This is a genomic window from Curtobacterium sp. MCBD17_032, from assembly GCF_003234855.1.
GTDB lineage: Bacteria > Actinomycetota > Actinomycetes > Actinomycetales > Microbacteriaceae > Curtobacterium.
This window is the reverse complement of record NZ_QKTO01000021.1, coordinates 1-21,324: the sequence shown is the minus strand read 5'-3', so window position 1 is coordinate 21,324 and position 21,324 is coordinate 1. Positions and strand designations below refer to the sequence as shown.

Here is a 21,324-nt window from a genome sequence, read left to right as displayed (position 1 = left end):
CCGTGCCCAGGGTGCGCCGAGCGGCTCGTCCGGCACCGACGGGCGCGGGGTCAGGCGGACCGGCGGCGCCGCGGGGCAGCGGAGCGTGGCGGTGCCTCGCGCAGCCGTGTCCCGACCTGTCCGAGGATGCGGGCGAGCGACTCGGTGTCCGCCTCGGACAGTGACGCGAAGAGGAGCTCCCGCACGAGTGCGATGTGCCCGGGGAACACGGCGGCGAGGACCTCGCGGCCGGCGTCGGTGATCGACACGACGACCCGGCGTTCGTCCTCGGGGGAGGCGGCCCGCGACACGAGTCCGCGCTGATCGAGCAACTGCGCCTGGTAGGTCAGCCCGCTCCGGCTGTAGACGACGCCGTCGGCGAGGTCGGTCATGCTCCGGCTCCCGCTCGGGGCGTCACCGAGTCGGGCCAGGAGCTGGAACTGCACGTAGCTGAGCGCTCCGACGTCCTTGAGCTGCTTCTCGACCGCGGGGCGGAGCAGCGCGCTGACCTCGGTGAAGGACAGGTAAGCGGACAGTTCCGCGGTGGTCAGTGGGCGTGGGGTCTCCGGCACGATCTCCATCCTACCTGTTGCTTCGAGTTCGAAGCAGTGGTACGTTCCTGACAAGTGCTTCGAAATCGAAGCAACAACGAGAGGAAACGACCATGAAGGCCATCCAGTTCTCCGAAGTCGGCGGCCCCGAGGTGCTCCGCACCGTCGACGTCGAGCAGCCCACTCCCGGTGCCGGCGAGGTGCGCGTGCGCGTCGCCGCTTCCGCGTTCAACGCCGCCGACAACGGCATGCGAGCGGGGTTCCTCCCCATCCCGGTCGTCCTGCCGCACGTCCCCGGCTACGACGTCTCCGGCACGGTCGACGCCCTGGGCTCCGGCGTCGACGGGCTCGCCGTCGGTGACGCCGTCATCGGGTTCCTGCCGATGGAGCGCGACGGCGGCGCTGCCGAGTACGTCATCGCACCCGCCGAGGCCCTGGTGCACGCACCGACGAGCATCCCGCTCGAGGACGCCGCGGCGCTGCCGTCCGTGGCACTCACCGCGTGGCAGGCACTCGTCGACGACGGTGGACTCGAAGCCGGGCAGCGCCTGCTCGTCGTCGGAGCCGGTGGCGTCGTCGGGAAGTACGCGGTCCAGCTCGCGAAGCAGTGGGGTGTGCACGTCATCGCGACCGCGAGTCCCCGCAGCGCCGACGCCGTCCGGGCAGCGGGCGCGGACGAGGTCGTCGACCACACGACGACGGACCTCGTCGACGCCGTCACCGGACCGGTCGACGTCCTGCTCAACCTCGCCCCGATCGAGCCCGAGGAGTTCACCCGTCTCGTCACCCTCGTCCGTGACGGTGGCGTGGTCGTGAGCACCACCGCCTGGATGGCCGCTCCCGACGACGCCACCCGCGGGGTCCGCTCCGCCGTCGTGTTCGTGCTGCCGAACCGCGACCGCCTGGCGCGACTGGCCGCGATGGTGGACGACGGCTCGCTCCACGTCGAGGTCACCCGCCGCATCCCGCTCGACGCACTGCCGGCCCTGCACGCGGAGGCGAGCACGGGCCGCATCGCCGGCAAGGTGGTCGTCCTGCCGGCGTGACCGGTCCGGATCAGGTCAGCGGGCGCGCCACCACGCATGGTCGCGGGCCCGGAGCGCCACCCGGAAGCGACGGGCCCACCGTCGCGCCGGCGTCGCCCGGCGGCCGTTCACGCGGAACGTGTGGAAGGCACGTCGGGTCCGCAGCACGGCGGACGGGAGGCTCGAGAACGGTCGTGCGGACACCCGCACCGTCAGCGCGCGGTCGACCAGCACCCGCCACGCGGGGTCGAACTGCATGCTGAGGTCGATGTCGTCGTGGACGTCCGGGTCGTCCCGGTGGACGCGGTCGCGGACGGCGAGCCAGGTGGCCCGGCGGATCGCGGCGGCGGACCCGAAGAGCGGCGGCCGGCCGAGCGCACCGTGCACGAGCACGAAGTACGGCCACATGTACAGGACCGGCCAGAGCACGCGCACGACGGGTCCGGCGTCGAACGGGCGGCCCGGACCGCTGACGGCGACCACGGCCGGGTCATCGAGCAGGTCGAGGGCGGTCGCGATCCAGCCGGGCGGCGGGACGGTGTCGGCGTCGAGCCGGACGATGACGTCACCACTCGCCGCGTCGTAGCCGAGCGAGGCTGTCCGGGCGATCCCGCGCACCGGTTCGTGGCGCACCACCGCGCCGGCGGCCCGCGCCACCGCCGCGCTGTCGTCCGAGCTGCCGTTGTCCACGACGACGAGCTCGTCCGCGGGGCGGGACTGGGCGGCCAGCGCGGCGAGACACCGCCGCAGGTGCTCGGCGTCGTTCCGCACCGGGATCACGACCGACACGGAGGGCATGGCGCGAGCCAACCGGAACGCCACTGGGAAGACCCCGCGATCCGGCCTCGTCTGGCGTTCTGGGGAGGGTCGGGTCGGAGATCCGCGCGCATCGGCGTTCCTGGAGGTCGTCCCAGTGTCCGGCGCGCAGGTTCGGTTCCACAACGCCGAGGGTGCTCCGCCCTCAGCGACGAGAAGACCGGAAGGCCGACCATGACCACGAACCCACCCGGGAACGACTCCGGGACGCCCATCCACGACGCCACGGCTGCTGCCGAGGGGCACGAGATCCAGCCCGGCGTCACGGTTCCGTCCTACGCCAGCGGCACGCCCGTCGAGCGCCCGTCGGGCTTCGACGACGTCGAGCCGCTCGACGCCATCCCCGCGGACACGCAGCTCACCGCAGGCACCTCTGCCGCGGACAGCCTGACCGCCACGCCGTCCGCCTCGTCGGGATCCGACGACTCCGGTTCGGACTCGACCGGTGGCAAGGCGAAGGCCCAGGCCGCCAAGGGCGCCGCCTCCGACGTCGCAGGTGACGCCAAGGAGAAGGCCGCGAACGTCGCGGGCACCGCCAAGGAGCAGGCCGCGACCGTCGCCTCCGAGGTGTCCGACCACGCCCGTCAGCTCTTCGGCCAGGCGTCCGGCACCCTGAAGGACCAGGCGGCCGACCAGCAGCAGCGTGCCGCCGGCGGTCTCCGCACGATCGGTGACCAGCTCGGCAAGATGGCCGAGAACGACGACGAGCAGGGCCTCGCGGCGAAGGTGGTCCGCGACCTCTCCGGCCGTGCCAGCTCGTTCGCCGGCTACCTCGAGGGCCGTGAGCCGGGCACCCTCATCGAGGACGTCAAGTCCTTCGCCGCACGCCGTCCGGGCACCTTCATCGCGATCGCCGCCGGCGCGGGCATCCTCGCCGGGCGTCTCACCAAGGCGCTCACGACGGAGATCAAGCACGAGAAGGAGGCCGAGGCCCGTAGCACGACCGCGACCTCCGGCACCGACGCCCCGACGAGCACGACCGGGTACGACACCACCGGGCTCGGCACGACGGGCACGACCGGCTTCGGCACGACGGGCACGACCGGCACCACCGGGACGGGGCCGCTCGTATGAGCGAAGCCTTCCCCGGCGCGACCGGTCGGACGGCGCCGGGGCAACCGACACCCGAGGAGCGCGCCGCGACGACGCCCCTCGGTGAGCTCCTCTCCGAGGTGTCCCGTGACCTCTCGACCCTGTTCCGGCAGGAGGTCGCGCTCGCCAAGGCCGAGCTGACCGACTCCGCGAAGAAGGCCGGCAAGGGCGCGGGCATGTTCGGCGGCGCAGGTGTGGCAGGGCTCTTCGCGCTGCTGTTCCTGACGATCGCCGCATGGTGGGGCCTCGGCTACCTCATCGGCAACGCATGGTCCGCAGTGATCATCGCCGTCGTCTACGCGATCGTCGCGGCGGTCCTGGCATCCCGCGGCCGCAAGGAGATCAAGCAGATCGACGGCGCCCCGCAGACGGTCGAGACCGTCAAGGAAGTCCCCGAGACACTCAAGCCCAACACCGGGAGGAACTGATGAGCACCCCAGACGAGATCCGCGCCGACATCGAGCGCACCCGTGGCGCACTCGGCTCGGACGTCGACGCGCTCGCCGACAAGGTGAGCCCGTCGCAGATCGCCCACCGCCAGTCCGAGAAGGTCAAGGGCAAGTTCCAGGACGTCCGGGAGTCGGTCATGGGCGCCGCCGGCAGCGCTCGCGACTCCGTGATGGGCGCAGCCGACTCGGCCCGTTCCAGCGTCTCGGGCTCCGGCTCGGACGCCGTCGGGTCCGTGAAGGACACCGCGTCCCGGGGCGTCGAGAAGGCGAAGGGCAACCCGCTCGCCGTCGGTCTCATCGCCTTCGGTGTCGGTTGGCTCGCGTCGTCGCTCCTGCCGTCCTCCACCAAGGAGGAGGAGCTCGCCGGCGAGCTGAAGGACAAGGCAGCGCCGCTCGTCGACAAGGCGAAGGAGCAGGCCAAGGAGGCCGGCGCCCCGCTCGTCGACGCCGCCAAGGAGCACGCGCAGGACCTCAAGGGCACCGCGCAGGACGCGGCCCAGACGGTCAAGGACGAGGCGCAGGGCGCCGCGGCCGACGTCAAGGACAACGCGCAGTCGTCCGCGGACGACGTCCGCAACGCCTGACAGGTCACGACCTGACGGACGGGAGGCCCGGTACCAGCTGGTACCGGGCCTCCCGTCCGTCGTGTGGTGCGGCCACCGCGCCCGATGGCCCACCTGGGGTGACGGTCGGCACCGACGGAGCATGGTCGAGGGATGTCCGACGCACCCACCACCGCCGTCCTCTTCGACATCGACGGCACCCTCGCCGACTCGAACTACGCACACATCGACGCCTGGTGGCGGGCGTTCCGTGCGGCGGGGGAGTCCGTGGACGCGTGGCGCATCCACCGGGCGATCGGGATGGACTCGTCGAAGCTGCTCGAGGAACTGCTGCCCGACGCGTCCGACGAGGTACGCGACACCGCGAAGCAGTTCCACACGGCGTTCTACTGGGAGCACATGCCGCAGCTGCGGCTGCTGCCCGGCGCCCGCGACCTGCTCGAAGCCGTGGCTGCACGCGGGCACGCCGTGGTCCTGGCGACGAGCGCGCCGCAGAACGAGCTCGACCGCCTGCTCGAACTCCTCGACGCCGGGCAGTGGGTCACCGCCGTGACGAGCGGTGAGGACGTCGAGCAGGCGAAGCCCGACCCCGGGATCATCGAGGTCGCGCTCCGGGAGGTGGGCGTCGAGGCCGACTCCGCCGTGATGGTCGGCGACGCGATGTGGGACGTGGAGTCGTCCGGCCGGGTCGGCGTCACGTGCATCGGCGTGATGACCGGCGGCATCGGCGGTGACGAGCTCCGGGACGCCGGGGCCGCCGCCGTGTACGACGACGCTGCCGCACTGCTCGCGGACATCGACGACAGCCCGATCGGCTCGCTCGGCCACAGCGCGTGACGCGAGGGTCGGTGCGCGCACCGGGACGGCGGCCGCCGTGTCAGGATGGACGACCGTGATCACCATCGAACGCGTGCCCTGGGACGATCCGCGTGGAGTCGCACTCCGCGCGACCATGGACGAGGAGATGCACGAGCGCTACGGCGAGTCGAACGCCGGCGAGGCGCCGGAGATCACCGCGGAACGCAACCGCGTGCTCTCGGTCGACCCGGCGACGGTCGTCACCTCCCTGCTCGCCGTCGACGAGGACGGCTCCGTGCTCGGGCACATCGCCGTCCGCCGGCTCGGGGACGAGATCGAGCTGAAGCGCCTCATCGTGCTGGCCGCCGCGCGGGGCAAGGGCGCTGCGACCGCCCTGCTGGACGAGTGCGCGCGGGTCGGACGGGAGCAGGGTGCTGAGCGTCTCATCCTGCAGACCGGCGACAAGCAGCCCGAAGCCGTGGCCCTGTACGAGAAGACCGGGTGGCAGCGCATCGACGTGTACGAGCCCTACGCCGAGACCATGCCCTGGTCGTACTGCTTCGCGAAGGCGCTCTGACCCGTCCCTCGTGTTGCACTCTCGCGCTTGGAGTGCAATTCTTGCTCGGTGAGCACCACTGACCGCACCCGCGCCCTCCGGCGCAGCATGGTGTCCGAAGCGCGACGCGCGGTCGTCGACGGCGGCTTGCAGGGCTTCACCATCGAGCAGCTCTGCGAGCGGGTCGGGGTGTCCCGGCGGACGTTCTTCAACCACTTCGCGTCCAAGGAGGACGTGGTCCTCGGCATCGAGCTGCATGCCGACACCGAACTCCTCGCCGCCTACGCCACGGGGTCGGTGGTCCCGGCGGACCTCGCCCCGCTGCCGTCCGTGATCGCGCTCCTCATCGAGCAGCTGCACGTCGCCGGCATCGACCGCACCGACGAAGCGCTCGTCCGGCACGTCTTCGAGCGGGAACCGGCCCTCACCGCCAGGTTCCTGTCCGCGACCGACACCCAGATCGCGAAGGTGGCCGACGCCGTCCGCCAGCGCTTCGACTGGACCGCCCCCGACGACCCGCGCGCCCGGCTGGTTGCCGAGGCCGCGGTCGGTGTCGTGCGGGTCAGCGCGGCCACCTACTTCGACGACGACTTCGACGAGGCGACGGGGCCCCGGTTCGACGAGCTCCTCGAGTCCAACCTCCGCCTGATGACGGCGGCCATCTCCACCCCCGCCCCGGGAGGCACCCCATGAGCGCACCAGCGCCGAGCACCGCGCGCCGCGGACGCCAGCAGACCGACGGGCCGCTGCTCCTCACGCAGCGCCGCATCTGGATCATCTTCTCGGCCCTCATCGCCGGCATGCTGCTCTCCAGCCTCGACCAGACGATCGTCTCGACCGCGATGCCGACCATCGTCGGCGAGCTCGGCGGCGTCGCGCACCAGGCGTGGATCACGACCGGGTACCTGCTCGCCTCCACGATCGTGATGCCGATCTACGGCAAGTTCGGTGACGTCCTCGGGCGGCGGAACCTGTTCCTCATCGCGATCGCGCTGTTCACCCTCGCCTCGCTGGGGTGCGCGCTGTCGACCGACTTCTGGCAGTTCGTCGTCTTCCGCGCGTTGCAAGGCCTCGGCGGCGGCGGGCTCATGATCCTCTCGCAGGCGATCATCGCCGACATCGTGCCGGCGTCCGAGCGCGGCAAGTACCTCGGCCCGCTCGGTGCGATCTTCGGCCTGTCCGCCGTGGGCGGTCCCCTGCTCGGCGGTTTCTTCGTCGACCACATGACGTGGAACTGGGCGTTCTGGATCAACATCCCGGTCGGCATCGCCGCGTTCGCGGTCGCCTGGTTCGCGCTGACGCTGCCGAGCAAGAAGGCGACGAAGCGCATCGACGTCCTCGGTGTCGCCCTGCTGTCGGCGACCACGGCGTGCCTGGTCTTCTTCACCGAGTTCGGCGGCAACCGCCAGCACGGGTGGGACGCCCCCGAGACCTGGGCCTGGGGTGCCGGGTTCCTCGTCGCCGCGGCGCTGTTCGTGTTCGTCGAGTCGCGGGCCGCGGACCCGATCATCCCGCTGTCGTTCTTCCGCAACCGCACGTTCGTCATCGCGACCGCGATCGGCTTCGTGCTCGGGCTCGGCATGTTCGCGGCGATCGGCTTCGTCCCGACGTTCCTGCAGATGGCCTCGGGCACGTCCGCCGCGGTCTCCGGGCTGCTCATGCTGCCGATGATGGTCGGCCTCATCGGGACCTCGATCCTGTCCGGGACGCTCATCACGAAGACGGGGCGGTACCGGGCGTTCCCGATCGTCGGCACGCTCGTCGTCGGCGCCGCGATGCTCGGCATGACGACCCTCGCCGCGAGCACGCCCATCTGGCTCATCTGCGTGTACCTGTTCGTCTTCGGCGCCGGACTCGGCCTCATCATGCAGGTCGTCGTCCTCGTGGCGCAGAACGCCGTCCCGCCGGAGCATGTCGGCACGGCGACCTCGACGAACAACTACTTCCGCGAGGTCGGCGCCTCGCTCGGGGTCGCCGTGTTCGGTGCGCTCTTCGCCTCGCGCCTGACCGACGCGCTGACCGACGTCTTCCGCGGTGCGGGTGGCAGCGCCACGGACGCCGCGAGCGCGAGCGCGAGCATCGACCCGACGTCGCTCTCGAAGCTCCCGCAGGCCGTGCAGGACGGCATCGTGAACGCCTACGCCGACTCCCTGTCGCCGGTGTTCTGGTACCTCCTGCCGTTCATCGCCGTGGCGTTCGTGCTCGCGCTCTTCATCCCGCAGATGCAGCTCGCCGACGTCGCCGGCATGGTGGCGCGCGGCGAGGCCGTCAGCGGCGCCGAAGCCGACGAACTCGAGCGGTCGCGCCGCGCCGGCGCGGAGCGGACGGAGCCGGGACCCGAGGCGGTCGTCACCGGCTCCGTGCCGACGGCCCACCGGGACGAGTAGGCGTACCGCGAGCCCTCCTGCGCGACCGGTCCGGGTCTCCCGGCATGCCGGACCGGTCGCTCCCGCTAGCGTGGGGGCATGCGCGTCGGAGTCCTCGACATCGGTTCGAACACCGGTCACCTGCTCGTCGTCGACGCCCACGGCGGCGCAGCACCGTTGCCGGCGTCGTCGTTCAAGCAGGCACTCCGGCTCGCGGAACACCTCGACGACAGCGGGGCGGTGACGCAGGTCGGGATCGACGCGCTCACGGACTTCGTGGCGCAGTCCGTCCGCGTGGGCGAGGACCGCGGGTGCGAGGAGATGCTCGGCTTCGCGACCTCGGCGGTCCGCGACGCCGTCAACTCCGAGGCCGTCCTCGCCCACGTGCAGGAGCGGACCGGTGTCGATCTGGCCGTCCTGTCCGGGTCCGACGAGGCCCGCCTGACGTTCCTCGCCGTCCGACGCTGGTTCGGCTGGTCCGCGGGACGCCTGGCGGTGTTCGACATCGGCGGCGGGTCGCTCGAGATCGCCGGCGGCGCCGACGAAGCCCCCGACGTGGCGTGGTCGATGCCCATCGGCGCCGCCCGCCTCGCACGGTCGTTCTCCGCCGCGGGCGTGCCCACCGACGACGACGTCCGCCGCATCCGGCACGAGATCCGCGTCGAGATCGCCCGCGACGCCGGCCGGCTGCTCCGTGCCGGGGCGCCGGACCGAGCCGTGGCGACCTCGAAGACCTTCCGCTCGATCGCCCGGATCTGCGGCGCCGCCCCGTCGGCTGCGGGCGCCCTCGTCCCGCGGGTGCTCGACGGCGCGGTGCTGCGCGAGCGACTGCCCGCGCTGCTGACGATGACCGTGGACGAACTCGCCGCGCTGCCCGGTGTCTCCCCGAGCCGTGCGCACCAGGTCGTCCCCGGCGCGCTCGTCGCCGAGGCGTGCCTGGACATCTTCGACCTGGCGTCGCTCGAGATCTGTCCGTGGGCACTGCGCGAGGGCGTCATCCTCGAACGGCTCGACCAGCTCTCCGTGCTCGGCTAGCCCGGGGCGTCGGTGGGGTGCCGAGGCGCCGCGGTGCTGCCGAGACGCCGCGGTGCTGCCGAGACGCCGCCGTGCTGCCGAGACGCCGCGGTGCTGCCGAGACGCCGCGGTGCTGCCGAGACGCCGCGGTGCTGCCGAGGCGCCGCGGTGCTGCCGAGGCGCCGCGGTGCTGCCGAGACGCCGCGGTGCTGCCGAGACGCCGCGGAAGACGGGGGCGTCTCGGCACCGGCGCGGCGTCACAGGCAGACGGGGGTGTCTCGCGGAACCCCGGCCGCAGGCAGACAGGGGCGTCCCGCGGGAGCGTCAGGCTCGGGGCGGCGCCAGGAGCCAGGGGCGGATGAGCTTCGTGACGAACGGCAGCACCCAGAACGTCATGACCGGCGTGAGCACGAGCGTCGTGATGAGCACACGGGGCAGCGCCGACAGGCCCGCGAAGGACGGCAGCAGCCACCCGACCAGGACCGTGAAGACCAGGTTCACCGGGAAGAACCCGAGCCAGATGCTCACCGCCTGCTTCCAGCGCGGGGGAGCGGTCGACACCGGAGCGTCCTGGGGCACGTCGAACCAGCCCTCGATCCCGGTGCGCTTCTCGACGCGTGACTCGACCACCAGGTCCCGACCGAGGTCGAGCCACCGCAGCCGGTCGGCGGAGTCCTCCCACGTCGACAGGGAGTCGTGGTCGGCGAACCGGTAGAGCATGTGCCACTCGCGGGACGTCGCCGTCGACCGCACCCACCCGGAGCCGAGGAACCCCGGGTAGCGGTTGGCGAGGTTCACGCCGGACTGCACCCAACGGGTGACCTCCGGGATGCGGTCGGGTTCGACGAGGCGGGTGATGGACACGGTGACGGGCGGGCCGGCGGTCTCGGGTGATGACTGCAGGCTCCCTGGCTCTTGTGGAGTCATCCGACCAGTGTCGCGCCGGTCGTGTTTCGTGCGCATGTCACGTGCATCCTGCACGCGACAACCGTGCTGGTGATCGCCGGTCGCGTTTCGAATGGAGGGGCGGCGCGATGACGCTCTCGGCTGGGGAAGTCAACTCCTTCGGTCGCCCGATGATGATGACGAGGATCAGCCGCTGATCGGCGACGACATGGCAGTGCGCGCGGCGGGCGAGACCGGCTCGCTGCGGCTGCGTACATTCGAGCCATGAGCACGACCGACAGCGAGGCCCGCGGCACGGAGCGCGGGCGGAACGAGACCCCGGCAGAGCGCTGGGACCGCAACTGGAACGACATCCAGCAGGAGCTCCGGATCGTGCAGACGGGCACGCAGATCCTCGCCGGGTTCCTGCTGACGCTGCCGTTCCAGCAGCGGTTCACGGCACTGACCGTGCAGCAGGAGACGATCTACCTCGTGCTGGTGGTCCTGGCCGTCCTCGTCACCGTGGTCGCACTGTCCGCGGTCGCCACGCACCGACTCGTGTTCCGACAGCGGCAGAAGCACGACCTCGTCCGCGTCGGGAACGTCATCTTGCTCACTGCGCTCGTCGCGAGTGGGCTCCTGTTCGCCGGCACGGTCCTGTTCGTGTTCGACGTGGTGCTCGGCGACCGCGGCGGGGTGATCGGCGGCATCGTCGTCTTCGTCGGCACGGCGGCACTCTGGACCGCAGTGCCGCTCGCCCTGCGTCAGAGCCGCCACGACACGACTACCTGAGCCGTGAAGTCAGCCGGAGCCGTGCGGTGACCTCAGCCGTCCGGTCAGCTGGCCTGCTTCTTCGCGGTCGTCTTCCCGGCGGGAGCCTTCTTCGCCGGTGCCTTCTTGGCGGGTGTCTTCTTGGCGGATGCCGTCGCCGCCGACGCCTTCTTCGCGGGCGTCTTCCGCGTGCTGGTGCCCGTGGGCGCATCCTCGGTGTCCGCGTCGGTCTTCGCCCTCGATCGCCGGCGCGGAGCCGCGTCCTCGTCGTCCGACGAGCCGGTTCCCGCGCCACTGCCCGAGCGCCCGCCACTGCCGGACCGCGACCCGCCTCCGGACCGCGCCCCCGAGCCTCCCGACCGGTTCTTGTCCACGGACGCGCGCAGCGCGGCCATCAGGTCGATGACGTCCCCACCCGCGTCGTCGTCGTCCGACTCGTCCTTGCCGAACGTCTCCGCGGTGTCGACGTCGTCGCCGGACTCGAGCTTCGCGTCGATGAGCTGTTGCAGCTCCTCCTGGTACTCGTCCGTGTACCGGTCCGGGTCGAAGTCGGTCGACATGCTCTCGACGAGCGAGGACGACATCTTCAGCTCGTTCGCGCTGACCTTCACGGAGGTGTCCAGCGCCGTGAAGTCGGCGGCACGGACCTCGTCGCCCCACAGGAGCCCCTGCAGCAGCAGCACGTCGTCGTGCACGCGAAGGACGCCGAGACGGGTCTTCTGACGGAGGGTGAACTGCACGATCGCCAGGCGGTCGGTCTGCTCGAGGGTCTTGCGGAGGAGCACGTACGCCTTCGGGGAGCGTGAGTCCGGCTCGAGGTAGTACGTCTTCTCGAACATCATCGGGTCGACCTGGTCGACGGGCACGAACTCGAGGACCTCGATCTCGTGCGACTGCTCCTGCGGCAGCTGCTTGAAGTCCTCGGCGGTGAGCACGACCGTCTTCTCGCCGTCGTCGTAGGCCTTCTGGATGTCGCCGTACTCGACCTCGTGCCCGAGCTCGCAGACACGCTTGTACCGGATGCGGGCCTTGTCCTCGTCGTGGATCTGGTGCAGCGAGACGTCGTGCGTCTCGGTCGCCGCGTACACCTTGATCGGTACGTTGACGAGCCCGAACGCGATGGAGCCCTTCCAGATCGACCTCATGCGCTCATGATGCCCGGCGCCATGCGGATCGGCGCTCAGTTCCGAGCGGATCGGCAGGTGCGGTTCGTCGGCCGCTCGCCGTCCACAGCCGGGAGGCGCGGCTCGCGTTCTCCACGGAGGTCGCCGCTCCTGTGCCGCCGGCCCGGTTCCGCGAGCACGATGGGGCCATGAGCCAGCTCGACAAGCAGGACCCCCGGGAGCAGTACGTCCGCCCGCCGTTCCCCGCGCAGACGCAACAGGGGTCCGGCCGCGCAGCGGACCTCGATCCGCCCGCCGACCACGGCGAGACGAGCTACCAGGGCACCGGGCGGATGCGCGGGTACCGCGTGCTCGTGACCGGGGCGGATTCGGGCATCGGTCGAGCCGCGGCGATCGCGATGGCGAAGGAGGGGGCGGACGTCGCCCTGAACGCCCTGCCCGAAGAGATCGAGGACCTGACCGAGGTGCGGGACGTCATCGCCGACCTCGGGCGAACGGCGGTGATGCTCCCGGGTGACCTGACCGACGAACCGTTCTGCGCGGAACTCGTGCGGACCGCGGTCAACCTGCTCGGCGGGCTCGACGCGCTCGTGCTCGTCGCCGGGCACCAGCAGGTGCACGAGGACGTCACCGAGCAGAGCACGGACGACTTCGACCGGACGATGAAGGTGAACCTCTACTCGCTGTTCTGGCTGACCCGGGCGGCGGTGCCGCACATGGCGCCGGGCAGCGCGATCGTCACGACGAGTTCGGTGTCGGCGTACCTGCCCCAGGACCGGATGATCGACTACGCGGCGACGAAGGCCGCCATCATCACGTACACGAACGGGCTCGCCCGCCAGCTGGCGTCGAAGGGCATCCGGGCGAACACGGTGGTGCCCGGCCCGGTGTGGACCCCGCTGCAGCCGATCAGCTACCCCGGGGACGAGATCGCCGCCTACGGACAGGACACCCCGCTCGGCAGGCCGGCGCAACCCGTCGAGCTCGCCGGCGCGTACGTGTACCTGGCGGGCCCCGAGTCGTCGTACACCTCGGGCACGACGCTCACGGTCGGCGGTGCGACCGGGGTCGCGCTGTGAGCCCGGTCGCCAAGAAGACGACGGTGCAGGTGGGTGACCGCCGGCTGGCGCTGACGAACCTCGACAAGGTGCTCTACCCGGAGACCGGCACGACCAAGGGCCGGGTGATCGAGTACTACGAGCGCATCGCGCCGTGGATGATCCCGCACGTGACGGGACGCCCGATGACGCGGAAGCGGTGGGCGAACGGCGTCGACGGCAAGGTCTTCTTCGAGAAGAACCTGCCCGACTCGGCCCCGGACTGGATCCGGCACCACACGATCTCGCACGAGCACCACGACGTCGAGTACCCCGTGGTGGACGAGATGCCGACGCTGGTGTGGACGGCGCAGCAGGCGGCGCTCGAGCTGCACGTGCCGCAGTGGCGGTTCGGGCCGCGCGGCGGGCACCAGAACCCGGACCGGCTCGTCCTCGACCTGGACCCGGGCGAGGGCGTCGGGCTGCCGGAGTGTGTCGAGGTGGCGCTGGCGGCCCGGGCCGTGCTGCAGGGCATGGGGCTGGACCCTTACCCGGTGACCTCCGGGTCGAAGGGCATCCACCTGTACGCGGCACTCGACGGGACGGCGACTGCCCAGCAGGTGTCGGACGTGGCGCACGAACTCGCCCGCGCGCTCGAGCAGGACATGCCGGACCTGGTGCTCTCGTCGATGAGCCGCGCGGAGCGGGCCGGCAAGGTGTTCGTGGACTGGTCGCAGAACAACGGCAACAAGACGACGATCGCGCCGTACTCCCTGCGTGGTCGGTCGGTGCCGACGGTCGCTGCGCCCCGGACGTGGGAGGAGCTGACCGAGCCGGGCCTGGCGCACCTGACGCTGGACGAGGTCCTCGAGCGGGTCCCGGTCCTCGGCGACCTGTTGCACCCGGTGGCCGCGGCCTCCCTCGGGGTGGGGCGGGCCGACGCCGGGCACTGGGACGGCGCACGCACCGAGGCCGTCAACGAGCGCGAGCGGCAGGAACGGCAGGAGTTGCAGGACCGTCTGTCCACGTACCGGGCCAAGCGTGACGCGTCCCGGACCCCGGAACCGGTGCCGCAGGCGTCGCCGACCGTGCGCACCGACGGGAAGCCGACGTTCGTCATCCAGGAGCACCACGCCACCCGGAACCACCACGACTTCCGCCTCGAGCACGACGGCGTGCTGGTGAGCTGGGCGCTCCCGAAGGGGGAGCCGACCGACCCGGGCGCGAACCACCTCGCCGTGCAGACCGAGGACCACCCGCTGGAGTACGGGGGCTTCGAGGGCGTCATCCCCGCCGGCGAGTACGGCGGGGGCACGGTCACGATCTGGGACGACGGGACGTACGAGCTCGAGAAGTGGCGCGAGGGCGAGGAGGTCATCGTCACGCTGCACGGACGCACGAACGGCGTCCGACGGCTCGCGCTCCTGCACACCCGCGGGCGCGGTCGTGGTGGCGACGAGAAGAACTGGCTCATCCACCGGACGAAGGACCAGCCGGCGCAGGGGGCGGTGACGGACGGGACGGACGCGGGGCGGGCCTCCCGGCCGACGGCCGCCGGGCGCGAACGGATCGACCGGGCGGCCGCGGCGTCCACGGAGCCCGCCGAGCGGCGCACGATGCAGGCGTCGCTGCAGAAGGGCGAGCCCGCGCTCGACCCGCGCCGGTGGGCGTTCGAGATGAAGTGGGACGGTGTCCGGGCGCTGGCGACCGTGCGCGGCGGCGCCGTCCGCCTGCTCAGCCGGAACGGCAACGACCTGACCGACCAGTACCCGGAGCTCCAGGAACTCGGGCAGCGCGCCGGTGTCGACGGCGTGTTCGACGGCGAGGTCGTCGCACTGGACAGCCACGGACGACCGTCGTTCCAGCTGCTGCAGAACCGGATGGGACTGACGAAGCCGCGCGAGGTCGCCGCCGCCCAGGCGACCACCCCGGTGCACCTGTTCCTCTTCGACGTGCTCGAGGCGGACGGTCACGAACTCACCCGGTTCGGGTACACCGCCCGACGCGAGGCACTGGGGACGGTGGTGGACCCGGGGGGTGCGATCGAGGTGCCGCCGGAGTTCGACGGCGACCTCGCGGCGGCGATGGTCGAGTCGCGGAAGCGCGGCCTCGAGGGGATCGTCGCGAAGAAACGGTCCTCGCGGTACGTCGAGGGCCGGCGGTCCGAGTCGTGGCTCAAGCTGAAGCACCACGCCACGCAAGAGGTCGTGGTCGGCGGGTGGAAGCCCGGGGCCGGACGACGTGCCGGGGGCATCGGATCGCTGCTGCTCGGGATCCCCGGGGACGACGGCCTGGTGTACGTCGGCAAGGTCGGTACCGGGTTCCGTGACCGGGACCTCGACGAGATCGGCGCGCTCCTCGGCGAGCTCGAGCGCGATGCATCGCCGTTCGTCGACGTGCCGCGTCCGGACGCGCGTGACGCGCACTGGGTCACTGCCGAGCGCGTGGCGGAGGTCGAGTTCGCGGAGTGGACGGGCGACGGGCGGCTCAGGCAGCCGTCGTGGCGGGGGTGGCGGACCGACAAGGCCCCCGAGGACGTCGTCCGCGAGGTCCCGGAGGAGGTCGTCCCCGACTGAGCAGCGCGGGACTGCGCTACGCGGGGCCGCGGACCGCGCTCCAGCCTCTGGACCGCGCTGCTCCGGACTCCGGACCGCGCTGCTCCGGAATCCGCATGCATGAGCATGAGGTCCGCCCCGGGCGAACTTCCGTCCCCCGTTGTCGACGGCCACGGGGGACGATCTCGGCGCGACCGACCGCCGCCGTGGGCACGGCTGTTACGGTCCTCGGGACGGAAGGACGCGACATGGACGCGAGCAAGTACCTGCCGCCGTTCACGCAGGGGCAGCGCGGCGACGCGACCGGGGACCAGCGTGGCGAGCAGGACGCCGCCGACGGCGCAGCCGTCGGCGGACGACACGACGACCGGCAGATGGTGGACGCGGGCGGCGTCACCGACCCGGAAGCGACCTACGCCGACTTCCTCGGCGACCAGGTCGACGACTGAACCGAGGACGTCGCTGCAGCTGAGCTGACGACGTCGCTGCAGCCGCGCTCCTGCGCCCGCCTGTGCCTCAGACGGCCGGAGCCGGACTGTCCGCGCTGGGCCTCAGGCGGCGGGAGCCGGACCGTCCGCGGCGGCGCTCCCGGACTCGAGCGGCAGGTCCTCCTCCGCCGCGGCACGCTCGTCTGCTTCGCCGGCATCGGCCGCAGCGGCCTTCGCCTCGTCGATGGCCTCCTGCGAGGCACGCAGCGTCTCGTCGTTCCCGGGGTGTGCCTGATCACTCATGTCGGACACGCTACGCGGACGTCGCTGGACCGGTTCGACGACGCAGGACTGCGTCCGGCACGACCGGTGGACGTGGCCGGTCGAAGTCCACGGCCGAGGTCGGCGCGGCCGAGGTCGGCATCGCGGGCGCGGGCGGAGCACCGTGGGCATCGGCGGCGTCGAGCACGGCGCGGGTGGCGGCAGCGGCGACCCGCAGGGCGTCCTGCAGAGGTCTCGCGCGGAGCGCCGGGGTCCGCACCTCCACACCCCACGGCTCGGCGTACCCCAACCCGCGGGCGGTCCGGATGAAGCCGGGCAGGTCCCACGCGCCGCTGCCGGGCAGGTACCGGCCGTCCCGGGACTCCTCAGCGAGTGTCATCCCGTTCGGGGTGTGCAGCAGTCCGTCGCTGAGCTCGACCGCGGCGAGGGTCGCGGGCACCACGCCCTGCGCGATCGAGCTGAAGGTCGAACCACCGCGCAGGGCGTGCATCGCATCGAGCAGCAGACCGCCGTTCGGGTGCCCCGCCGCGACGAACCGCGAGGCACGCTCGACGGTCCCCAGGTTCGACCACGGTTCGGGTTCGAGCACGAGTCGGGCGCCGACGCCTTCGGCCTGCATCGCGAGCCGGTCCCATGCCTCGGCCATGCGCCCCGGTGGCGCTCCCGGCACGGAGTGGTCCGCCCGCACGACGACCTGCCAGGCGGCGAGGGTCGCCGCCGCTTCGAGCACGACCCCACGGTCGGCGTCCTGGTCGGCCCGGTTCGCGGTCGACCACCATTCGCCGAGCGTGCCGAGCTGGACCCAGACCACGCCGGCGTCGTCGAGCATCCGGCGCAGGTCGGCGAAGCCGGTCGTGGCACGGACCTCGTGCAGGTCGTCCAGGGCGAGTGCGAGTCCGGCGAAGCCGGCGTCCGCGACGGCTCGGATGCGCTCCCGGACCGGTTCACGCCCGGCCCACGTCCACGACGTGGCGAGCAGGTCGTGTTCCTCCACAGGACCACCTCCATGATCCGGACACGCTCGGCTGCCCCGTTGCAGCTGCTGCAGGCCCTGTCTGCGGATCGCTGCCGTACCCCGTGCAGCGTTCGAGGGAGGGTCTACGCCCGCAGGCTCCGAACCCTCCCAGCCGGTGGCGCGCGGCGACGTCGAGCGAGGAGCCCGACGGGGTCAGGTGATGCGTGTCTCCACGACGCCGACGCCCTCGATCGAGCCGCGCAGCACCGACCCGCGCACCACCGGTCCGACACCGTCCGGCGTCCCGGTGAACAGCAGGTCCCCGGGGGCGAGCGTGACGGAACCCGACAGCGCGGCGATCGTCTCCGCGACGCTCCAGATCTGGTCCGCCAGGTCGCCGGACTGCCGGAGGCCGCCGTCGACGTGCAGGGTCACGGCTCCGGACGCCGGGTCGACCCCGGCAGCGGGGTGATGGTACCGATCGGGGCGGAGTGGTCGAACCCCTTCGCCAGGTCCCACGGACGCCCGAGACGCTTCGCCTCGGCCTGCAGGTCCCGGCGGGTGAGGTCGATGCCGACCGCGAACCCCCAGACGAGTCCGAGCGCGTCGGCCACCGACACGTCGCGCCCGCCGCCGCCGAGTGCGACGACGAGCTCCACCTCGTGCTCCAGGCGCTCGGTGCCAGGCGGGTACGGGGTGTCGGCGCCGTCGGGGACGAGCGCGTCGGCGGGCTTGGCGAAGAAGAACGGTGGCTCCCGGTCCGGGTCGTGACCCATCTCGCGCGCGTGCGCCGCGTAGTTGCGGCCGACGCAGTACACGCGGCGGACCGGGAACCGGCCGCCGGTGCTCGTCGGGACGGTCTGGAGGCCCGGGGCCGGGACGACGAGGTCGGTCACGCGTCGAGGGTGGCCGGTCGCGCGGGGAAGACGAAGCGGTTCATCGCCCAGTAGCGGAAGCCCATCGCGATGAGCGTGCCGATCACGGGACCGCTGATGAAGTCCGCGAGCTCCTGCCCGGCGAGGGACACGTTCGGCACGGCGAGGCCGAGCACGTAGCGGGAGATCCAGAGCGGCGCCGAGTTGAGGCCGACGCCGATCACGCTGACGACGACGAACAGCAGGACCTCGTGACCGGTGTGGAGCCCACCGCGGTCCCCGAACGACCACTTCTTGTTGAGGAAGTAGGAGACGATCGTCGCGACGATGATCCCGATCGCCAGGGCGGTGACCGGGTGCTGCGGGATGACGAAGAACTTCAGCCCGTAGTTGATGCCCATGGTGATGACGAATCCGAGACCACCGACGACCAGGAACCGGAGCGCGGGGTGCTCCACGAGCGACCGGACGGAGAACGACTGCACCGGCCAACCCTAGACCGGCCCGGCCGGGCGCCCGCTGACGGGCACGCCTTCCGGACCGGTCGTCCTCTCAGCGTCCAGGAGCCGAACCCTCGGTCTCACCCTGACCCGGGTCACCGCCGGTGCCGCCGTCGGACGCTCCGTCCTGCGGCCAGCCGGTGAACTCCCATCCGGCCACCGCCTCGTGGTCCTCACCGTTCGTGTAGGCGAAGTCCCGGGCTGCGCTGCGGGCGTCGGTCAGTGCCGTGAGCAGGTCGTCGAACCGGTCGGACCCGTCGGCGACGCGGGTGAGCGCATCGTGCGCGAGGGCGAACCGGTCCATCTCGTTGCGCATGAGCATGTCGAACGGCGAGGTGGTGGTGCCCTGCTCGAGGAAGCCGTGCACGTGCAGGTCGTCGTGCCCGTGGCGGCGGTACGTCAGGTTGTGCACGAGCGAGGGGTAGCCGTGGAAGGCGAAGACCGCCGGGGTGCCGGGCAGGAAGACCTCGTCGTACCGTTCGTCCGACGCCGGGTGCTCGTGCTTGCGCGGGTCGCCGATCGACAGCAGGTCGACGACGTTGACGACGCGGACGCCGACGTCCGGCGCGTGCTTCCGGATGATGTCCGCCGCGGCGATCGTCTCGACGGTCGGGACGTCCCCGGCGCTGACGAGCACGACGTCGGCGCGGCCGACGGTCTGCTCCGTGCCGGCCCAGTCCCAGACACCGAAGCCGGCCGCGGCGTGTGCGACGGCGTCCTCGAGGGACAGGAACACCGGCTCGGGGTGCTTGCCGGCGACGATGACCTCGATCCGGTCCGTCGTCTCGAACGCGTGCGTGGCGACGGCGAGCAGGGTGTTCGCGTCGGCGGGCAGCTTGATCCGGACCAGGTCCTGCTGCTTCGACGCGACGACGTCGAGGAAGCCGGGGTCCTGGTGCGAGAACCCGTTGTGGTCCTGCCGCCAGACGTGCGATGACAGCAGGATCGTCAGGTTCGAGACCGGTGTGCGCCAGTCGATGTCGGTCGACGACTCGAGCCACTTGGCGTACTGCCCGACCATCGAGTCGACGATGTGGGCGAAGGCCTCGTAGGTGTTGAAGACGCCGTGGCGGCCGCTCAGCACGTAGCCCTCGAGCATGCCCTCGAGCAGGTGTTCGGACAGCACCTCGATGACGCGCCCGCGAGCGGCCATGTGCTCGTCGCCGGCTTCCCGTCGTGCGCGCCAGACGCGGCTCGTGACGTCGAAGACCGCGTCGAGCTTGTTCGAGATCGTCTCGTCGGGGCCGAACAACCGGAACGAGTTCGGGTTCCGCTGCACGAGGGCGGCGAGCCAGGGCCCGAGGGTGCCGGTGGCCGACGCGTCCTCGCCGACCGGCACGGCGAACTCCGCCAGGGCCGGACGGTCGAGCGCGGTGCGGATCCGACCGCCGTTGGCGTGGGGGGTGGCGCTCATCCGCGTGTCGCCGGTGGGGCGGATGGTCTCGAGGATCCCGATCGGCCGGGCGTCCTCGTCGAACAGCTCCTCCGGGCGGTAGGAGCGCAGCCACTCCTCGAGCTGCTGGCGGTGACCCGCGTCGTCGCGGACGTTCGGCAGTGGGACCTGGTGCGCGCGGAAGGTGCCCTCGACCTGCTCGCCGTCGACGACCTTCGGGCCGGTCCAGCCCTTCGGGGTCCGGAGCACGATCATCGGCCAGCGCGGGCGGAGGTCGGCGGCGCCGGCCATCTCACCGGCGGCGGCGCGCGCGGCCTGGGCGCGGGCAGCGGCCTGGATGTCGTCGATGGTCGCGAGGGCACGACGGAGCGCCCCGTCGAACAGGGCGTGCACGGCGAACGGGTCGTGGTCCACCCGGCCGGAGTCGACCACGATCGGCTCGTAGCCGAGCCCGCGGAAGTACGCCTGCAGGTCCTCGTCGGGGATCCGCGCGAGCACGGTCGGGTTTGCGATCTTGTACCCGTTCAGGTTCAGGATGGGCAGGACCGCACCGTCCGACACCGGGTCGAGGAACGTGTGCGCCTGCCACGACGCCGACAGGGGACCGGTCTCGGCCTCACCGTCGCCCACGACGCAGGCCACGACCAGGTCGGGGTTGTCGAGCGCGGCACCGTACGCGTGCGCGAGGGAGTAGCCGAGCTCGCCACCCTCGTTGATCGACCCCGGGGTCTCCGGTGCCGCGTGCGAGGGGATGCCGCCGGGGAACGAGAACTGCTTGAAGAACTTCCGCAGCCCCTCGGGGTCGGGGGTGATCTCCGGGTAGAGCTCGTTCCACGTGCCGTCCAACCACGCGTTGGCGTTCATCGCCGGTCCACCGTGGCCGGGGCCGCAGATGTAGAGGACGTCGCGGTCCGACTCGCTGATCACGGCGTTGAGGTGCGCGTACACGAGGTTCAGGGCCGGCGAGGTGCCCCAGTGCCCGAGCAGCCGCGGCTTGATGTCGGAGGGTTCCAGCGGCCGTTCCAGCAGCGGGTCGTCGAGCAGGTAGATCTGCCCGACGGTGAGGTAGTTCGCGGCGCGCCACCAGGCGTCGATCGCGCGGATGCGGTCGGTGGACGAGTGCGACGTGGGCATGGTCAACACGGTACGAGAGGGGCGGTCCGGGGAATCCAGGAATCTCTCCAATCCGATCGGCGAGGGGCGCCGAACAACTGTCACAAGCCGGGAAACACCCGCAGCGCTCACCAGCAGCTCACCGCTGGTTCTCCACCCCTTCGCGGGGTGTGTTCGGCGCGCTGTCACCCACCGCG

At 71.8% G+C, this 21,324-nt stretch carries 23 protein-coding genes; 13 read left to right on the top strand and 10 right to left on the bottom strand.

The genetic code is table 11. The annotated features are described in order from the left end of the window. Positions 1 to 50 precede the first annotated feature (50 nt). Complete coding sequence (locus DEI91_RS15650; RefSeq protein ID WP_111053182.1) at positions 51 to 560, bottom strand: MarR family winged helix-turn-helix transcriptional regulator; 510 nt, start codon at positions 558 to 560, stop codon at positions 51 to 53. 83 nt (positions 561 to 643) lie between these two features. On the opposite strand from DEI91_RS15650, the gene DEI91_RS15645 reads away from it, so the two are divergent. Beyond that, entirely contained in the window at positions 644 to 1,576 is a 933-nt protein-coding gene (locus DEI91_RS15645) for an NADP-dependent oxidoreductase (protein WP_111053181.1), read from the top strand. Positions 1,577 to 1,591: 15 nt separating this feature from the next. Here the strand turns inward: DEI91_RS15645 and DEI91_RS15640 are convergent, their stop codons facing one another. Beyond that, positions 1,592 to 2,353, bottom strand: coding sequence for a glycosyltransferase family 2 protein (locus tag DEI91_RS15640; RefSeq protein ID WP_111053180.1), 762 nt, complete (start codon positions 2,351 to 2,353; stop codon positions 1,592 to 1,594). A 192-nt stretch (positions 2,354 to 2,545) separates the two neighbouring features. On the opposite strand from DEI91_RS15640, the gene DEI91_RS16390 reads away from it, so the two are divergent. From DEI91_RS16390 to DEI91_RS15600, 8 genes are all read left to right on the top strand, one after another. Beyond that, complete coding sequence (locus DEI91_RS16390) at positions 2,546 to 3,445, top strand: hypothetical protein (protein WP_181439655.1); 900 nt, start codon at positions 2,546 to 2,548, stop codon at positions 3,443 to 3,445. Next, positions 3,442 to 3,891: a phage holin family protein gene (locus DEI91_RS15630; protein ID WP_111053179.1), complete on the top strand. Its 450-nt coding sequence runs from the start codon at positions 3,442 to 3,444 to the stop codon at positions 3,889 to 3,891. The genes DEI91_RS16390 and DEI91_RS15630 overlap by 4 nt, the downstream gene beginning before the upstream one ends. Continuing rightward, complete coding sequence (locus tag DEI91_RS15625) at positions 3,891 to 4,496, top strand: DUF3618 domain-containing protein (RefSeq protein WP_309148066.1); 606 nt, start codon at positions 3,891 to 3,893, stop codon at positions 4,494 to 4,496. The genes DEI91_RS15630 and DEI91_RS15625 overlap by 1 nt, the downstream gene beginning before the upstream one ends. Before the next feature lie 132 nt (positions 4,497 to 4,628). Further along, positions 4,629 to 5,312, top strand: coding sequence for an HAD family hydrolase (locus DEI91_RS15620; protein ID WP_111053178.1), 684 nt, complete (start codon positions 4,629 to 4,631; stop codon positions 5,310 to 5,312). 55 nt (positions 5,313 to 5,367) lie between these two features. Next, positions 5,368 to 5,850 (top strand): GNAT family N-acetyltransferase, encoded by a 483-nt coding sequence (locus DEI91_RS15615; protein WP_258374467.1) that lies wholly within the window; start codon positions 5,368 to 5,370, stop codon positions 5,848 to 5,850. A gap of 48 nt (positions 5,851 to 5,898) precedes the next feature. Next, positions 5,899 to 6,522, top strand: a complete 624-nt coding sequence (locus DEI91_RS15610; RefSeq protein WP_111053177.1) for a TetR/AcrR family transcriptional regulator — start codon at positions 5,899 to 5,901, stop codon at positions 6,520 to 6,522. Then, positions 6,519 to 8,216: an MDR family MFS transporter gene (locus DEI91_RS15605; protein ID WP_111053176.1), complete on the top strand. Its 1,698-nt coding sequence runs from the start codon at positions 6,519 to 6,521 to the stop codon at positions 8,214 to 8,216. The genes DEI91_RS15610 and DEI91_RS15605 overlap by 4 nt, the downstream gene beginning before the upstream one ends. Positions 8,217 to 8,294: 78 nt before the next feature. Continuing rightward, on the top strand, positions 8,295 to 9,230 hold the full coding sequence (locus DEI91_RS15600) for a Ppx/GppA family phosphatase (protein WP_111053175.1): 936 nt from the start codon (positions 8,295 to 8,297) through the stop codon (positions 9,228 to 9,230). Positions 9,231 to 9,533: 303 nt separating this feature from the next. Here DEI91_RS15600 and DEI91_RS15595 read toward each other — a convergent pair whose 3' ends face one another. Then, the gene (locus DEI91_RS15595) at positions 9,534 to 10,136 is read right to left on the bottom strand and encodes an antibiotic biosynthesis monooxygenase (RefSeq protein WP_111053174.1); all 603 of its coding nucleotides are present in this window, start codon (positions 10,134 to 10,136) and stop codon (positions 9,534 to 9,536) included. A gap of 243 nt (positions 10,137 to 10,379) precedes the next feature. Between DEI91_RS15595 and DEI91_RS15590 the strand changes: the two genes are divergently transcribed. Beyond that, complete coding sequence (locus DEI91_RS15590) at positions 10,380 to 10,886, top strand: DUF6328 family protein (protein WP_111053173.1); 507 nt, start codon at positions 10,380 to 10,382, stop codon at positions 10,884 to 10,886. 44 nt (positions 10,887 to 10,930) lie between these two features. Here DEI91_RS15590 and DEI91_RS15585 read toward each other — a convergent pair whose 3' ends face one another. Continuing rightward, the gene (locus DEI91_RS15585; protein WP_111053172.1) at positions 10,931 to 12,010 is read right to left on the bottom strand and encodes a Ku protein; all 1,080 of its coding nucleotides are present in this window, start codon (positions 12,008 to 12,010) and stop codon (positions 10,931 to 10,933) included. Positions 12,011 to 12,177: 167 nt separating this feature from the next. Between DEI91_RS15585 and DEI91_RS15580 the strand changes: the two genes are divergently transcribed. The 3 genes from DEI91_RS15580 to DEI91_RS15570 all read left to right on the top strand — a co-directional run bounded on the left by DEI91_RS15580 (position 12,178) and on the right by DEI91_RS15570 (position 16,030). Beyond that, a complete protein-coding gene (locus DEI91_RS15580; protein WP_111053171.1) occupies positions 12,178 to 13,068 on the top strand; it encodes an SDR family oxidoreductase in 891 nt (296 codons plus the stop codon). After that, a complete protein-coding gene (locus DEI91_RS15575; RefSeq protein ID WP_111053170.1) occupies positions 13,065 to 15,602 on the top strand; it encodes an ATP-dependent DNA ligase in 2,538 nt (845 codons plus the stop codon). Before DEI91_RS15580 ends, DEI91_RS15575 begins: the two co-directional genes overlap by 4 nt. A gap of 227 nt (positions 15,603 to 15,829) precedes the next feature. After that, the gene (locus DEI91_RS15570; RefSeq protein WP_111053169.1) at positions 15,830 to 16,030 is read left to right on the top strand and encodes a hypothetical protein; all 201 of its coding nucleotides are present in this window, start codon (positions 15,830 to 15,832) and stop codon (positions 16,028 to 16,030) included. Positions 16,031 to 16,132: 102 nt separating this feature from the next. Here the strand turns inward: DEI91_RS15570 and DEI91_RS15565 are convergent, their stop codons facing one another. From DEI91_RS15565 to DEI91_RS15545, 6 genes are all read right to left on the bottom strand, one after another. Next, positions 16,133 to 16,312 (bottom strand): hypothetical protein, encoded by a 180-nt coding sequence (locus tag DEI91_RS15565; RefSeq protein WP_146244325.1) that lies wholly within the window; start codon positions 16,310 to 16,312, stop codon positions 16,133 to 16,135. A gap of 10 nt (positions 16,313 to 16,322) precedes the next feature. Further along, complete coding sequence (locus tag DEI91_RS15560; protein ID WP_181439654.1) at positions 16,323 to 17,285, bottom strand: sugar phosphate isomerase/epimerase; 963 nt, start codon at positions 17,283 to 17,285, stop codon at positions 16,323 to 16,325. A gap of 174 nt (positions 17,286 to 17,459) precedes the next feature. Continuing rightward, complete coding sequence (locus DEI91_RS16495) at positions 17,460 to 17,681, bottom strand: fumarylacetoacetate hydrolase family protein (protein ID WP_220038105.1); 222 nt, start codon at positions 17,679 to 17,681, stop codon at positions 17,460 to 17,462. After that, positions 17,678 to 18,142 (bottom strand): fumarylacetoacetate hydrolase family protein, encoded by a 465-nt coding sequence (locus DEI91_RS16490; protein WP_220038104.1) that lies wholly within the window; start codon positions 18,140 to 18,142, stop codon positions 17,678 to 17,680. The genes DEI91_RS16495 and DEI91_RS16490 overlap by 4 nt, the downstream gene beginning before the upstream one ends. Then, positions 18,139 to 18,606, bottom strand: a complete 468-nt coding sequence (locus DEI91_RS15550; protein ID WP_220038103.1) for a GtrA family protein — start codon at positions 18,604 to 18,606, stop codon at positions 18,139 to 18,141. The genes DEI91_RS16490 and DEI91_RS15550 overlap by 4 nt, the downstream gene beginning before the upstream one ends. Before the next feature lie 67 nt (positions 18,607 to 18,673). Continuing rightward, the gene (locus DEI91_RS15545) at positions 18,674 to 21,148 is read right to left on the bottom strand and encodes a phosphoketolase (RefSeq protein ID WP_111053166.1); all 2,475 of its coding nucleotides are present in this window, start codon (positions 21,146 to 21,148) and stop codon (positions 18,674 to 18,676) included. Between the last annotated feature and the right edge of the window lie 176 nt (positions 21,149 to 21,324).